Source organism: Pandoraea sp. XJJ-1, from assembly GCF_026802345.1.
Lineage (GTDB): Bacteria > Pseudomonadota > Gammaproteobacteria > Burkholderiales > Burkholderiaceae > Pandoraea > Pandoraea cepalis.
In genome coordinates this window covers 2587994-2602938 of sequence record NZ_CP113827.1, presented here as the reverse complement: position 1 = coordinate 2602938, position 14945 = coordinate 2587994, and the positions used below count along the sequence as shown (strand labels likewise).

16 protein-coding genes and 1 pseudogene are annotated in these 14945 nt (G+C 59.9%); 16 read left to right on the top strand and 1 reads right to left on the bottom strand.

What is annotated here, in order from left to right:
- Positions 1 to 57: 57 nt before the first annotated feature.
- The 11 genes and pseudogenes from tcuA to OYT13_RS11815 all read left to right on the top strand — a co-directional run bounded on the left by tcuA (position 58) and on the right by OYT13_RS11815 (position 10221).
- Positions 58 to 1467 carry an FAD-dependent tricarballylate dehydrogenase TcuA gene (gene tcuA / locus OYT13_RS11865; RefSeq protein ID WP_261938601.1) on the top strand — a complete coding sequence of 470 codons (1410 nt, stop codon included), beginning with the start codon at positions 58 to 60 and terminating at the stop codon, positions 1465 to 1467.
- Positions 1454 to 2677 carry a tricarballylate utilization 4Fe-4S protein TcuB gene (gene tcuB, locus OYT13_RS11860; protein WP_017234485.1) on the top strand — a complete coding sequence of 408 codons (1224 nt, stop codon included), beginning with the start codon at positions 1454 to 1456 and terminating at the stop codon, positions 2675 to 2677. The genes tcuA and tcuB overlap by 14 nt, the downstream gene beginning before the upstream one ends.
- A gap of 58 nt (positions 2678 to 2735) precedes the next feature.
- Positions 2736 to 4055 (top strand): MFS transporter, encoded by a 1320-nt coding sequence (locus OYT13_RS11855; protein ID WP_017234486.1) that lies wholly within the window; start codon positions 2736 to 2738, stop codon positions 4053 to 4055.
- Positions 4056 to 4655: 600 nt separating this feature from the next.
- A complete protein-coding gene (locus OYT13_RS11850) occupies positions 4656 to 5930 on the top strand; it encodes a ferredoxin reductase family protein (protein WP_261938602.1) in 1275 nt (424 codons plus the stop codon).
- Positions 5927 to 6316, top strand: a complete 390-nt coding sequence (locus tag OYT13_RS11845; protein WP_017234488.1) for a cytochrome b5 domain-containing protein — start codon at positions 5927 to 5929, stop codon at positions 6314 to 6316. The genes OYT13_RS11850 and OYT13_RS11845 overlap by 4 nt, the downstream gene beginning before the upstream one ends.
- A gap of 42 nt (positions 6317 to 6358) precedes the next feature.
- Positions 6359 to 6889 carry a DUF4087 domain-containing protein gene (locus tag OYT13_RS11840; protein WP_268567799.1) on the top strand — a complete coding sequence of 177 codons (531 nt, stop codon included), beginning with the start codon at positions 6359 to 6361 and terminating at the stop codon, positions 6887 to 6889.
- A gap of 292 nt (positions 6890 to 7181) precedes the next feature.
- A pseudogene (locus tag OYT13_RS11835) lies at positions 7182 to 8472 on the top strand (IS701 family transposase); the annotation flags it as partial.
- Positions 8473 to 8998: 526 nt separating this feature from the next.
- Positions 8999 to 9289 carry a tyrosine-type recombinase/integrase gene (locus OYT13_RS11830; RefSeq protein WP_017234491.1) on the top strand — a complete coding sequence of 97 codons (291 nt, stop codon included), beginning with the start codon at positions 8999 to 9001 and terminating at the stop codon, positions 9287 to 9289.
- A 53-nt stretch (positions 9290 to 9342) separates the two neighbouring features.
- Positions 9343 to 9597 (top strand): AbrB/MazE/SpoVT family DNA-binding domain-containing protein, encoded by a 255-nt coding sequence (locus tag OYT13_RS11825; protein ID WP_017234492.1) that lies wholly within the window; start codon positions 9343 to 9345, stop codon positions 9595 to 9597.
- The gene (locus OYT13_RS11820) at positions 9597 to 9959 is read left to right on the top strand and encodes a type II toxin-antitoxin system PemK/MazF family toxin (protein ID WP_017234493.1); all 363 of its coding nucleotides are present in this window, start codon (positions 9597 to 9599) and stop codon (positions 9957 to 9959) included. The genes OYT13_RS11825 and OYT13_RS11820 overlap by 1 nt, the downstream gene beginning before the upstream one ends.
- 67 nt (positions 9960 to 10026) lie before the next feature.
- The gene (locus OYT13_RS11815) at positions 10027 to 10221 is read left to right on the top strand and encodes a YqaE/Pmp3 family membrane protein (RefSeq protein ID WP_017234494.1); all 195 of its coding nucleotides are present in this window, start codon (positions 10027 to 10029) and stop codon (positions 10219 to 10221) included.
- Between the two features lie 151 nt (positions 10222 to 10372).
- On the opposite strand, the gene OYT13_RS11810 is transcribed toward OYT13_RS11815, so the two are convergent.
- A protein-coding gene (locus tag OYT13_RS11810; protein ID WP_181762485.1) for an IS3 family transposase occupies positions 10373 to 11571 on the bottom strand; the annotation gives its coding sequence in 2 pieces (ribosomal slippage) (positions 10373 to 11256 and positions 11256 to 11571; 1200 coding nt in all).
- An 80-nt stretch (positions 11572 to 11651) separates the two neighbouring features.
- On the opposite strand from OYT13_RS11810, the gene OYT13_RS11805 reads away from it, so the two are divergent.
- The 5 genes from OYT13_RS11805 to OYT13_RS11785 all read left to right on the top strand — a co-directional run bounded on the left by OYT13_RS11805 (position 11652) and on the right by OYT13_RS11785 (position 14865).
- Positions 11652 to 11987: a DUF2513 domain-containing protein gene (locus OYT13_RS11805; protein WP_268567798.1), complete on the top strand. Its 336-nt coding sequence runs from the start codon at positions 11652 to 11654 to the stop codon at positions 11985 to 11987.
- Positions 11988 to 12006: 19 nt separating this feature from the next.
- A complete protein-coding gene (locus OYT13_RS11800; protein ID WP_017234496.1) occupies positions 12007 to 12513 on the top strand; it encodes a superinfection exclusion B family protein in 507 nt (168 codons plus the stop codon).
- 21 nt (positions 12514 to 12534) lie between these two features.
- Positions 12535 to 12792: a hypothetical protein gene (locus tag OYT13_RS11795; protein WP_017234497.1), complete on the top strand. Its 258-nt coding sequence runs from the start codon at positions 12535 to 12537 to the stop codon at positions 12790 to 12792.
- 122 nt (positions 12793 to 12914) lie between these two features.
- Positions 12915 to 13613 (top strand): response regulator transcription factor, encoded by a 699-nt coding sequence (locus OYT13_RS11790; protein ID WP_017234499.1) that lies wholly within the window; start codon positions 12915 to 12917, stop codon positions 13611 to 13613.
- Positions 13594 to 14865, top strand: a complete 1272-nt coding sequence (locus OYT13_RS11785) for a sensor histidine kinase (RefSeq protein WP_017234500.1) — start codon at positions 13594 to 13596, stop codon at positions 14863 to 14865. Before OYT13_RS11790 ends, OYT13_RS11785 begins: the two co-directional genes overlap by 20 nt.
- Positions 14866 to 14945 lie beyond the last annotated feature (80 nt).

Sequence of the window (14945 nt, the reverse complement as noted above, 5' to 3'; positions counted from 1 at the left end):
ACGACTGGCAGAACCGACTTGGCATCCCTATGATGCGTCCGAAAGGAGCCAAGTCAAATGGTCGATGTATTGGTAATTGGAGGAGGCAATGCGGCGCTATGCGCTGCGTTGATGGCGCGTGAAGCCGGCGCGTCGGTCCTGCTTCTCGAATCGGCACCGCGCGAATGGCGCGGCGGCAACTCGCAACACACGCGAAATCTGCGTTGCATGCACGATGCGCCGCAAGACGTGCTCGTGGATGCCTATACGGAAGAAGAATTCTGGCAGGACCTGCTCAAGGTCACGGGCGGCATCACCAACGAGGCGCTTGCACGTCTGACGATCCGCGCATCGTCGTCGTGCCGGCCGTGGATGCAGCGACATGGCGTGCGTTTCCAGCCACCACTCTCCGGCGCGCTACACGTGGCACGCACGAACGCGTTCTTCATGGGGGGCGGCAAAGCGCTTGTCAACGCGTATTACCGAAGCGCGGAAGCGCTCGGCGTGGACATCCGCTACAACACCCCCGTCGAATCACTTGAACTCGATGGCGCTCGCTTCGTCGCGGCACACAGCGGTGCCGAGCGGTTCGAGGCGCGCGCTTGCGTGCTCGCCGCGGGGGGCTTCGAATCGAATCGCGCCTGGCTGCGCGACGCTTGGGGGCAGAACGAACGCGGCGAATGGCCTGCCGACAACTTCCTGATTCGTGGTACGCGCTTTAACACGGGCGTGCTGATCAAACATATGACGCAAGCCGGCGCCGATTTGATCGGCGATCCGTCGCAATCGCATTGCGTTGCCATCGATGCGCGTGCGCCGCTCTACGACGGCGGCATCTGCACACGTATTGACTGTGTGTCGCTGGGTGTCGTGGTGAATCGCGATGGCAAGCGATTTTACGACGAGGGCGAGGATTTCTGGCCCAAGCGCTATGCGATCTGGGGACGGCTCGTCGCCCATCAGCCGGGACAGATCGGCTATTCGATCATCGACTCGAAGGCGATCGGCCGATTCATGCCGCCGGTGTTTCCGGGCGTGAAGGCCGACACGCTGCCAGAACTTGCGCGTCAGTTGGGGCTGCCGGAGACGCCGTTCATGAAAACGATCACCCGCTACAACGACGCCTGTCGGATCGGCACCTTCGACCACACCGCGCTCGACGACTGCCACACCGAGGGCCTCACGCCAGCCAAGACGCACTGGGCACGCCGGATCGACACGCCGCCGTTCTACGGCTATGCGTTGCGCCCAGGCATCACGTTCACCTACCTCGGTCTGAAAACCAACGACCGGGCGCAGGTTCACTTCGGCGGCGAGGCGAGCGAGAACCTGTTCGTCGCGGGGGAAATGATGGCCGGCAACGTGCTTGGTCAGGGCTATACGGCCGGCGTTGGCATGTCGATCGGCACAGCGTTCGGACGCATTGCCGGCACGCAGGCCGCGCGCGCCGCACACAAGACAACGGAGGCTCACAGTGCAGCAGTCTGACGTGCTCACGCCCGAACGCACGCGGACCGCGTCGCCGTTCGATACCAAGGCAACCCAACACGGCGCATCGGGCAGCGCGGCGCGCGTGATTCCCATTGTGCCGTTGAGCAACAGCGAAGCCGAAGTGGCGAGGCAGATGCAGATTTGCAACGCGTGCCGCTATTGCGAGGGATTTTGCGCCGTATTTCCGGCCATGACGCGCCGTCTCGACTTCGGCAAGGCGGACGTCAACTATCTGGCGAACCTTTGCCACAACTGTGGCGCGTGCTATCACGCTTGCCAGTACGCGCCGCCGCATGAATTCGCGGTTAACGTGCCCAAATCGATGGCGCAGGTCCGCCTCGAAACGTATACCGAATATGCGTTTCCCAGGGCGTTCGGCGCGCTGTACAAGCGTAACGGCGTGACCTTGTCGGTCGCGCTGGCGGCAGGTCTCGCGCTCTTTCTGATGCTCGGGACGGCATTGCGCGGTGGTCTTTCCGCAGACGCCACGCCGGCAAACTTCTACGCGATCTTTCCGCACAACCTGCTCGCGGCAATGTTCGGCACGGTCTTTCTGTTCGCGATGCTGGCGTTGAGCGTGGGCGTTACGCGCTTCTGGCGCGACGTCTCGGCGGGAACCGCGAGCGCAAGCATGCCTGCCGCCGTCGAAGCCGCAAAGCACGCGCTGACGCTCAAGTATCTCGATGGTGGACACGGCGACGGCTGCAACGAATCGGACGATGCATTCACGCTTGCGCGACGCCGCTTCCATCACCTCACGTTCTACGGGTTCATGTTGTGTTTCGCGGCAACCGCGGTTGCAACGTTGTATCACTATGCGTTCAGTCTGGAGGCGCCATATCCCTACCTGAGTATCCCGGTGTTGCTGGGCACGGTGGGCGGCATTGGACTGTTCGTCGGGCCGGCGGGGTTGTGGTGGCTGAACCTCAGGCGCAATCCCGAACGCACTGATGCCCGTCAACGTCCGATGGACCGCGGCTTCATCGCGCTTCTGATGTTGACGAGCGTATCCGGACTCGCGTTGCTCGGGTTCCGTGCAACGCTCGCGATGCCGCCGCTGCTCGCCATCCATCTGGGCATTGTCATGGCGCTGTTCGCAACGCTGCCTTACGGAAAGTTCGCGCACGGCATTTTTCGCTCGGCGGCGTTACTTAAATCATCGATCGAGAAGCGCCAAGGCAAGACGTTAAGTCTGGGCGCGGATTAGGTCCCGCAGGGTCCCGTCGCTACCCACTAAGTACACATACCCATAATCAGGAGACACCATGACCCCCACAGAACCCATCTCCGTCAGTGGCGGCAGCTCGCGCGCGAACCGGGCCGCTGCCGTGCTACGGGTCACAAGCGGCAACTTTATCGAACAGTTCGATTTTTTTCTGTTCGGCTTCTACGCGACATCGATCTCGAAGATTTTCTTCCCGTCGACCAGCGACTTCGCGTCGTTGATGCTCACCTTCGCGGTATTTGGCGCGGGCTTTCTGATGCGTCCGCTGGGCGCAATTTTTCTCGGCGCATACATCGACAGGGTGGGGCGGCGCACCGGACTGATCGTCACGCTGTCGATCATGGCGAGCGGCACCATCCTGATCGCGTGCGTGCCAGGGTATGCGACGATCGGGCTGCTCGCGCCCGCACTTGTGCTGCTGGGACGCCTGTTACAGGGTTTTTCGGCGGGAGCGGAACTGGGGGGCGTATCCGTCTATCTGGCCGAAATGGCAACGCCCGGCAACAAGGGCTTCTACACGAGTTGGCAGTCGGCCAGTCAGCAAGTCGCGATCGTGATGGCGGCGGCGATCGGCTACGGCCTGAATCATTGGCTTTCCGAGCATCAGATTGTCGCGTGGGGTTGGCGCGTGCCGTTTTTCATCGGCTGCGCAATCGTGCCGTTCCTCTTCGTGCTGCGCCGTTCGCTGCAGGAAACCGCGGCATTCGAAGCGCGGCGGCATCGTCCGCAGGTGCGTGAAATCTTTGCGATGCTGTGTGTCAACTGGCGTATCGTCATTGGCGGCATGCTGCTCACGGCGATGACGACCACCACGTTCTATCTCATCACGGTCTATACGCCCACGTTTGGCAAGTCTGTGCTCAAACTCTCGACGTCAGACAGTCTGATGGTGACATTGCTCGCGGCCACGTCGAATTTCATCTGGCTGCCGATCGGCGGCGCGATCTCTGACCGTGTGGGGCGCAAGCCGGTTTTGCTCGCCATCTCCGTGTTGGCGATCTTCACGGCCTATCCTGCGCTTTCGTGGCTCGCCGGCGCGCCGAGCTTTGCACGCATGCTGACCGTGCTGCTGTGGTTCTCGTTCTTCTTCGGGATGTACAACGGCGCGATGGTCGCTGCGCTGACGGAAGTGATGCCCGTGGAAGTGCGGGTGGCGGGCTTCTCGCTGGCGTTCAGTCTCGCGACCGCGGTGTTCGGTGGCTTTACTCCCGCCATCTCGACGTACCTGATCCAGGTCACGCACGACAAGGCTTCACCCGGGTACTGGTTGAGTTTCGCCGCGTTCTGCGGGCTGGTTGCCACGCTCGGGCTGTACCGGCGCGGGCGAGGGCACACGGCGGCGGCCGCCACGTCAGCCTGACCCAGCGCAATGATGTCGGCGGCCGGTGCAAGACGACTGGTCGCCGTTTTGTTTGGGGCGGTCGTCCTCCGAAATATGCTGCCGGAATCCGTCTGTTGTTTCTGGGGCGCTGGACGCAGTGGGGTAGGGCGCCTGCCCGTCGGAAGCAGCCGGAAGCAGCCGGAAGCAGCCGGAAGCAGCCGTTACGCGATCGGTCGGCGCGTGCGCGGTACATGCCTTGATGCAAGTCAAGGCATGCACCGCGCCGTTCGCACGGGTCACAGCATCTGCATTAACGTGTAGACGGCGGCGAACCTCAGGCTCACCCCCATCTCTTGAATATCACCAAGTTGCGCCGGGTAACGCGTCGATTGGCGCCCCCGCGTAGTACGAACGCGCGATACGACTTGCGTGCCACCTCTGTCAGGAGCAAGTCAATGAAAAACATCGAGGTCGTCATGGGCAACGTAGTTCCGGTCGGCGTAAAAACGAATCGGCTGTGACCTTCGCGCGAAGCGAAAACGCGTTGCGGTTTCGACGTATGCCTGCGCACATGGATTCCGTCGCTATCGGGCACCAGCGCCTTACGCACGAGCGATTGCCGACACGGGGACGCTTGCAATGAGCGCACGGCACCGGCGTCTCCGGGCGCGTGACCTGGGCGCGCCGATCTTCCTCGTCACGCTAAGCCTCGCCGGCATAGGGTGGGCCTTCCGGGAAAATTTGTCGCTCTGGCGTTCCATCTCGATCATCGCGGCCTGGGCCGGAACCGGTCTGTTGGTGGGTAGCCTCGCCCTGATGGTGCGCGAGCCCCGCTGGTCTGGCATGCTGGGCGGCCTGGACACCATGTACCTCTGGCATCACCGCGCCGGCGTCATCGGCTACGTGCTGCTGCTGTGCCATCCGTTGGCGTTGGGAATGTCTGGGCTAGGGGAGTCGGCCCGTGCCGCATGGCTGGCCATTGCGCCTTGGTATCTGAGTTGGCCTGAGTGGCTCGGATGGTTCGGGCTGCTGTTTCTCATGGGGGGCCTTGCAACGACGTTCAGTCGACGCATGGGCTACCGGCGCTGGCGCGCGTTGCATTACCTCGCTGCGCTGGGTGCGATCAGCGGACTGGCGCACGTCGTTGTGATCGTTGGCGACGCTGGAGCGTTTCTCGCATTCATTGGACTGGCGACGGTAGCGCTCGCTTGGCGACTGTTGGCAACGGATCGCGGCTTGAGTGCACATCCCTATCGGGTCACACACGTTACGTCGAAGGCATTGGATACGATCGAGGCGTCGCTCGCTCCGTGCGGCGGTGCGTTACCGGTCAAGCCTGGACAATTTGTGCTTGCGGCCTTTGGCGATGGCCCCGTCTACCGCGGCTGTGGGGAATTCCATCCCTTCTCAGTCAGTGGGATCGGTCGAGGTGGCGTGCTCACTGTCGGCGTCAAAGCCCTCGGGCCGTGCACCCGACGCATCCAGTCTCTGGAGCCAGGCACGCTGGTGCGGCTGCAAGGCCCCTTCGGGCGTTTTTTGGCGGACAACGCCGAAAAGCCTCAGCTCTGGATTGCTGGCGGCATTGGCATCACGCCCTTCATGGCGGCAATCCGGAGCGGGAAGCTTGCCCGAACAACGACATTGATCTACCTGTACCGTGAAGCGCGCGATGCGGCCTTCCTCGACGAGTTGAAGTCCCGCGCCGACGTCGACCCGGATTTCGAGCTGATCGCCGAAGCCAGCGGCGAGTCGTTTCCTGATGTGTCAGCCATGTTGTCCCGGGTAAGCTGCATCGGGCAACGACAAGTGGAGATCTGTGGCCCGAAAGGGTTGGTAACGGCAGTTACGGCGAGGCTGCGCGAACTCGGTCAGCCTGCACAATCCATCCAGTTTGAGAGCTTCGACTTCCGATGATGCGCCGACTTTTCATTGTCTCCACGATGCTTTTCTTCCTCGCTCTGGGAGGATTCTGGGCGGCCAGCGTTTGGCTGCCCGACGCGCCTGCGGCGTCCCCTGCACCGGATACCCCGGCAACGACCGCGCGCGAGACAAATTACACATTATCGGAAGTCGCGCGGCATGCCACCCGCAACGACTGCTGGATGGCGATTCGTGGGCAGGTGTATGACTTTACCCGCTACGTGCCCCAGCATCCTTCGGATCCTTCTGTCTTCTTGCCATGGTGTGGCAAGGAGGCCTCACTGGCCTATCAGACGAAGACCAAGGGACGCTCGCACTCGTCCTACGCCGATCAGTTGATGATCCCATACCGAGTGGGCGCGTTGCAGCAGGCGAAGTAGGGGGGGTCTTCGGGTTGTACGTTGCCGCTTCCAGGCGTGGACATGGGCCTCGTTCGGGAACACGAACGCTTGCGAGCGGGTAAATTTGCCAGGGATATCGCCGGAGTGGCTATATTGATAGCGTTTGCGTCGCTGAAGGTTTCGGCCACCGCCTTGCACAGGTGGTACCTGGATCAGAAGGTCTTTCCCATGAAAATCGTTCGCTCTCGCCGCGTGGCGCCCGCGCTTGCCGTTTGCCTTTTGATGGCACTCAGTGCCCATGCGGTTTCGAGCAACCGGGAAAATCGCTGTGGTTGGTTGCAGAACCCGACGCCTGGCAACTGGTGGCTCGACGACAAGGACGGCAGTTGGACGCTTTCCGTGATGGGCGAGCCGCCGGTTCCGGGGTTCGACGAGATTCCCGACATGTCGACAAAGGGCTGGGTTGTCACTAACGCGGGAAGTCACGGATACGGCTGCGCGTGCGTGGATATGGAAGTCGAAAGAGGAACCGGCAAGGTCGTGCGGATCTTTGCAGCCAAGCCGCTTTCGCTGAAACGCTGCAAGGCCGATCGCGCGCTACCAGCCCCTTGAAGTTGGCGGACACAAAATAGGGCACTCGCAGCCAGCAAAAATAAATAATAAAATCAATCGCTTACAAATTAACGAACGGCATCGACACCCAGATTTTTGTCCATCAACGCAGACACAAATTAAGTGCATTTCTGTGGCGCGACAGAAAATAGGTGAAAAACGGTTGCGGACTCTGCCGTGGACAGAATATGGGTTCAATTCTGCCAGCCGATTCAGGTCATGATGTCTAGTCTTACTGTGTCAATAAATTCATGCCATTATAGAAACTTTTTCATCCACGGCGTGAGGAATGATGGACTGGGAAACGTCATTCGAGTCGTATCTGGAACATTTGTGTGAAGCGCTTGGGCATAACGATCGCGAATCAGGATTGAGGGGGCTATTGCCAAGGGCTGATGCCGCCAATTCGGCGCAAGAGCGTCGAGCCGCTGGCGGCGCATCTGGAACCGGAGCACGTGAGCGCGCGGCACCAGTCGTTGCATCATTTCGTGGCGAAGTCGGAATGGTTCGATACGGCGCTGCTCGAGCAGGTGCGGCGCTGGGTGCGGCCGCATATGGACCCGGCTGGCGGGTTGTATTGGATCATTGACGACACGGGATTTCCCAAGAAGGGCAAGCATTCGGTCGGCGTGGCGCGGCAATACTGCGGTCAGTTGGGCAAGCAGGACAACTGCCAGGTTGCGGTGAGCCTGTCGGTGGCGACGGAAGATGCGAGCCTACCGGTGTCGTATCGACTGCATCTGCCGCGTGAATGGAGCGACGATCCCGCGCGACGACAGAAAGCCGGCGTGCCCGAGGAAATTGAGTTTGCAACCAAACCGGAGATTGCGACCGGGCAGTTGCACGAAGCACGGCAAAGCGGCGCGCCCGACGGTATCGTGTTGGCCGATGCGGGCTATGGAGACGACACCTCGTTTCGCGAGGCCGTCAGCGAGCTCGGGCTGCAGTATGCGGTGGGCATTCGCTCGAACACGCGCGTATGGGCACCGGGCACCGCTCCTCTACCACCCGAATCCTCCGCGGGGAAATCGGGCCGGCCGCGTAGCTTGTTACGGCGCGCGCCAGGGCATGAGCCGATCGGAGTCAAAGATCTGGCCTTGACGCTCGATGCCTCGCGCTATCGCAACGTGATCTGGCGTGAAGGTACCTGCGCCGCGCTCAGTTCGCGCTTTGCCGCCGTGCGCGTGTGTGCTTCACATCGCGATTACTGGCGCTCCACACTGCGCGATGAGGAATGGCTACTGATCGAATGGCCCGAAGGTGATGCGGAGCCACTCAAATATTGGCTTTCGACTTTGCCCCCAGACACGACGCTCGAACGCATGGTTCATGTTGCCAAGCTGCGCTGGCGTATCGAGCGGAATTATCAGGATCTCAAGCAGGAATTCGGCCTGGGACACTTCGAAGGACGTGGCTGGCGTGGATTCCATCACCATGCATCGCTGTGTATTGCCGCCTATGGGTTTCTTGTTGCTCAACGCCTCATTCAAGGCGACAGTAAAAAAAACTCCTCGATCCGCGACCCATTTGCCTTACCCTCGGATTACGTGCCACGCGGGTCCGCAGCGCACGCAGCGCCACGTGGCTGATTCCATCACCACGCTGCGCTGGCGTATCGCTGCATACATCGCGCGCCGGATCCAGCGATGTCCGTTTTGTTCAGCGGTCAATGCTGGTTTATTGACACAGTAAGACTAGTGTGCACCGACGCTGATTCACAGATGATGTTGGATCGGAAGCGATAGCTAGGTCGGCTGCCGAGATCATCGTAAGCCCCAAGGGGACACGGCCGAGAATCATCGGATATCGCGAGCTGGCCGCTGATTTACTGTCAGCTGCGAAGCGGGGGCTTGTGGTCACTGCCGTCGCCGGGGGCGGTGTGCTATTGCGCGAGATCAGTCGAGATCTCCGAGAGTTTGTGTCGCCCGCACTTCCCTGTAATTTTCTCGTTGGCGCTGGGCTTCCACAAACCAAGGAAGCATGGGAGAGGTTTCTGCGCCATTTTCCGAGGACGGCAGAAACCACGGGCGTTTATAGTGAAAAGGAGCGCCCGGCGTTTCTCTCTCGTAACAGGCTCAATTTCGAGCGCATTACGAGGACCGAGAAACCATGCACATCAAACGCGCCAAGACACTCAAACCTGCCCAAATCCGCCACCTGCTCCGCGTGACCGAGGCCACCAGTCGGCACCCCGAGCGTGACGCGCTTATTCTGCTGCTCGGCTTCACCTGCGGGATGCGGATCTCCGAAATTGCCCGCATCGAAATGGCGAACGTACTCCAGCCCTCCGGACTAATTCGAGAAGAAGTGAGCCTGCGGGCAGCGATCACGAAAGGCTGCCGCCAGCGCTGCGTGTACCTGAGCCATCGATTGATGATGCGAAAAGTAGATACGCGTTGAAACTCCGAAAGATTATGTCTATACTTGTAGATACGTAATGGAGGTGAATCATCATGGCAAAGACGGCAACACTGACTATTCAGCAATGGGGAAACAGCTTGGCGGTACGGATTCCTGCCGCAGTCGCGCGCTCGGCGCACTTCGAGGTCGGTCTTGAGGTGGAGGTGACAACCGATGAGGTTGGCGTCACCGTGAAGCCTGTCGGCCCTCGGAAGCTCACCCTTGCTGAAAAGCTCGCCAAGTTCGACCTGTCGAAGCATGGCGGAGAAGCTATGGCGGCGTCCCCTGTTGGCGCGGAGGCTTTTTGATGTCGAAGGTCGCTTGGGCACCGGATCGCGGCGACATCATCTGGATCGACTGCAATCCACAAGTCGGTCGAGAAATGAAGAATATGCACCCGATGCTCGTCCTGTCGCCTAGAGCGTTTAACGAGACAACCAGCATCGTCATCGGCCTGCCTATGACGACGGCAGAGTACAACGACACCAATCCGTTCGCTATCAAGTTCAAGGGGCCGAAAAACGTCACCAGCTACGTCTTGGGGCATCAGCCGAAGTCCTTCGACTGGCGGGCGCGCGGCGCGAAGCCGCATCCGTGGAAGCAGGCACCTCAGGAGGTCTTTTTGGCCGCCTGTGAGCAATTAAACCAGATCATTTCGATCTGCGAGTAAGGGTTTGCCTGGCGTGAAACGCCCCGAACCGGCCGGAAGCCGGGACTGACATCGTAAGAGGAACTACATGCGTCTGCTGCTTGCGTTGATTTTGCCTTGGCTTCAATTTTTCACGATCGGACGTCCCTTCGCGGGGATCATCTGCTTGCTTCTCCAACTCACGATCGTCGGTTGGATTCCGGCTGCGATCTGGTCTGTGTATGCGCTGAGCCAGTACAAGACCGACAAGAAAATCGAGCGCGCCCTGGCTAGTCGCGGGTGACGAGGAAGCCAATGAAGCGAGACTGGGACCTACTGCGCAAACAGCTGACGGACATAGAGGCCGGGAATGATGCGCTGGCAGATATTCCGGATGCGCCGAAGTGGACAGATGATCTGGAGTTGCCCCTGTAACTCAGGACACGCGGACACCGTTAGGTTGATGACACCGCATTACGCCTGAACTCGCGAGGCGAGCGGTATTTCAGGGCTTTGTGCGGATGGCGCTCATTGTAGTGTTCAAACGCGATAGCCAGACGCGAGAGCGCTGTTGGTGCGTCAGACTTGTCCATATAGGCGACGTAATTGTGCTTCATGGTCTTCACGAACGATTCGGCCATGCCATTGCTCTGCGGCGAACGAACCGGCGTGGTCAGCGGCTCAAGACCCAGTTCGCGAGCGAAGCTGCGCGTGCGGTGGTCGATGTAGGCCGAGCCGTTGTCCGTCAGCCATTCAATGGGCTGCGCGGCCTGCGTGGTGCCGAAGCGCTGTTCGACGGCGGCCAGCATCACGTCGCGCACCACATCACCGCTATGCCCGCTGGTCGTCGCTGCCCAGCTAATCGCCTCGCGGTCGCAGCAGTCCAGCGCAAACGTCACGCGCAGCGGCGTACCATCGTCGCACCGGAACTCGAAGCCATCGGAGCACCAGCGGGTGTTGCTGCGGTCCACGGCAACGCGACCGTCATGTCGCCGCTTGTCTCGCCGCACGCCAGGGCGGCGCAGCAGCAACTGATGCTCCCGCATGACCCGATACACGCGCTTGGCGTTGATGCACGGCGCACCGGTCTGCTCCCGACTGCGGCGCAGCAGCGCCCAGACACGCCGGTAGCCGTAGGTCGGCAGATGCGCCACATGGGCCTGAATCTCCTCGACCAGCCCGGCATCATTGGTCATGCGGGCACGGCGACCATCGCGCCAGTCAGACGAGCGAGTTCGCTTCACCGCCACGGCAGAGCGCGCCACGCCGAGAACTTCGCAGACCGTCTTCATCGGTCGTCCCCCGGCAGCAAGGGCGAGCGCGCAATCAGGTTTTTTGAACGGCCCCATTCCACGGCTTCTTTCAGGATTTCGACCTCCAGCGTCTTCTTCCCGAGTAGCCGTTGCAGTTCCTTGATTTCCTTGATGGCGGCGGCCAGCTCAGATGCCGGCACAACGGTTTCGCCTGCCTTCACCGCCGCCAGACTGCCTTCCTGGTATTGCTTGCGCCAGCCGAACACCTGGTTGGCATTGACGCCGTGCCGACGTGCAACGGCCGACACCGACGCTCCCGGCTCCAATGTTTCCTGCACGATGGCGATTTTTTCTTGCGCCGTGCGCCGGCGACGGCGCTCCGGCTCGGTCAGAATTTCGATGCTTTCCACGTAATGACTAGGCTTACTGATAGGCACAAGACTATCCCTTATTTTAAGAGAGTCCTCGTGTCCTCAGATACGTGGGGCCGCTCCATGATCTGACTTGGGAGTCATATGACGCTCTTGCCAGAGAGCGGCGGAAAATTGAAGAGCGAATCGCAGGGCATCTCGAACTGCTAATCGACAGTGGATATGTTGATGGTCTTCATGTGCTCCGTGGGGCAGACAACCATTTCTCGTTCGCTTGTTCCGCGCCTAGGCTTACGATGTCCGGGCACGATCTACTCGATACTATGCGGTCATCGTCAATCTGGGATTCGATTAAATCCAACGCCAAGAAGAAGGGCATCGAGCTGACGTTTGATGCCATTAAGGCACTCGGTGCTTACGCCTTGAAGCAGGCACTGGCTGGATAGGAAAAGGGGAAACGCTAACATGGGCATGATCGGGGATGCCGCCGAGGGTATAAAAGCAGTTGGCCAAATTGCCGTGAAGCCTCTACTTGCCATCGCGTTCGCTAGCGGGGCTCTGCTATACGCTCCGGCACATCTTGTTGACGCAGCGGGCCTCGTCGACTTTCTCACGAAGTACCGAATGTGGGTCGGAGTCGCGTTGCTGGCGTCCTGCGCTTATCTGCTCGCGCATGGACTCACTTGGATCTTCAACGTCCTCGGCTCCTGGCTCGGCGATGCACGGATGCGAAAGGTCAGACGAAAGTGGCTCACGACGCTTACGCCAGACGAGAAGGCAGTTCTCGTTCCCTATATCCGCAACCAAGCGGCATCAATCGATTACAGCCTTAACGATGGTGCCGTGCGCGGCTTGGAAGGGAAGGGAGTGCTATACCGAGCGTCGTCCGTTTCATATGGCCTTAATTTTCCGTTCAATATGCAACCGTGGGCCCGTGAAATTCTGGTCGCGGAGCCTGAGCTTCTGATGTAGGAAAACGTTAGGGGGATAGTAATGGCTACAACCGAAAATCCCGGCCCGAAGGGCGAGTTGGTGTTGGTGGACTACTTTCACGAGTCGTCGAGCGGACATTTTGACAAAAGCAACCGCGCCGTACTTTTGCCAGGCAATGGGACGATGGTCACTCTGGATGTATTCGCCGATTCCTGCAATCACTTCAAAGGGCCGCGAGAAGAAAGTCGGGAGCTGTGGGAGATCGATCGCGAAGCATTGATCGGTCTCATCAACCAACACGGTAAGCGAGTCGGATAGGAAAACTGGAATGGAACTGATCTACTGGCGCGAGTTTGACGAAGGCGAGGAGCGGTTCTCAGGTAGGGCGCTTTGGGTACCGTTCGTCCGTTTCCCAGTATTGCAGTGTTAGCAACCTCAACATGAAAGTACTTATCATCGAAGACGACGCAGCCATTGCAGCGAACGTCTACGACTACCTGGAAAGCCGTGGTTTTCAAGTCGATCTCGCAGCGAACGGTCCCGCAGGACTCAAGTTCGCGCTTTCCGACGCCTGGGATGCGATCCTGCTTGATATTTCGCTGCCGGGTATGGACGGGCTGGCACTGTGCCGTGCGCTGCGTCAGCAGGCGCATCGCGATACGCCTGTGCTCATGCTAACCGCGAGGGATTCGCTCGATGACAAACTAATGGGCTTTAGTCACGGAGCGGACGACTACCTCGTCAAGCCCTTTTCGCTCAAGGAAGTCGGCGCGCGTCTCGACGCATTGATTAAGCGCTATCGCGGCAGGGTGGCCGCACAGGCGCTGCGGTTCGCCGACCTGACGCTCGATTTGCAGACGCTCGCTGTCGAGCGCGCCGGCCGCCCGATCAAGCTCCAACCCAAATGCCTTCACATTTTGCGTTTGCTCATGTTGGCGCCCGATCGAGTGCTAACGCGCCAGGAACTCGAAACGGAAGTGTGGGGAGGCGAACCGCCAGGAAGCGACACATTGCGCACCCACATCTATATGTTGCGCAAGGCTTTGTCGAAGCCCGGCGACGCGGAACTCGTCGAGACCGTTCACGGACTCGGCTATCGACTCTCTACTGGCAACGCCAATGCACCTCAGTCTTCGTAAGAAAGTCGCGCTGGCATTCTCGGCCGTCACGATTGTGTTGCTGGTGACACAAGCACTCGGTGTCCGGCTTCTCGCAGAGGCGCAAGAAGAACGACTGATCACCGCGTTGATTCGTGACGATATCGCGAGTGTGGTGCGAGGTTACGAAGCCGCGCCGTCGACGTTACCCCCTCTCGATGATCGCCTCAACGGCTATCTCTCCGCGGCCGACAGCTCCTCTCCGGCACTGCCCACCACTGTCGCTCAGCTTCCTCCCGGCACGCACGAACTGATTGCCGACGGGCGCGAAATCCACGTGACCATTGTCCCATTCAATCACGTACGACTCTACCGAGTCTATAACTTCAGCGTCTACGAGAAACATTTCAAAGAAGTCATTAACGCACTCATGGCGACCACGGGTGTGTTCGCGCTAGTCGCGATCTGGCTGGCATTTGGCTTGTCAGGCATGTTAGTTCGTCAGGTCGCCAACCTGGCAAATCAGGTCACAAAGCTCCGTCAGGATTCCGAGCCCTCAATCCAGTCGGGCGAGTTCGATGAGCAGGAATTGATCGGCCTTGTCGACGCCTTCAATGACTACCACCGGCGCATGGCCGATATGGTCGCGCGAGAAAAGGAGTTCACCGGCAACGTCAGCCATGAGTTGCGCACGCCGCTAACCGCCATCAAAACGAGCTGCGAACTGTTGGATCAAGCCCCGGGGCTCGACGACAGAGCACGTGCGCGGATTGCACAGATCGAGCGCGCGGCAGACCATATGCGGGAACTGGTCAGCGCCTTGTTGCTATTGGCTCGCGAGGAAACATCCTCAACAACACAGCCTGTGGCACTTGCCTCACTTGTCACGGAAGTGCTTCAGCCATTTGCAGAAAGGATCCGGGCAAAGGATATCGACCTCGTTGTCCAAGTGCCAATGGACCTACGCGTCGACATCAACGACGCCGCGCTGACGATCGTATTATCCAACTTGATCGAAAACGCGGTGCGTTATACCGATGTCGGTCACATCCGCTTGGCGTGGAAAGACAGACGATTGTGCGTGGAGGATAGCGGGAGCGGCATCGCCAAGGAGGCGCAGCCGCACATTTTCGATCGACTTTATCGCGGCGATCAAGCCGAATCCGTCGCACGTGGCTTCGGCATCGGCCTGGCGATCGTGCAGAAACTCTGCGCGCGTTACGGCTGGCCGGTCACCGTTGACAGCGCACTTGGCCAAGGGACCCGAGTCTCCCTGCGGCTCCCGGTAGTTTAACCCGCCAACGCGACGTGACATTCAATCGCTGACGTTCTTGACGAAAATTTCACATCGCGTTGCGTAGCATCCCGCCTTGA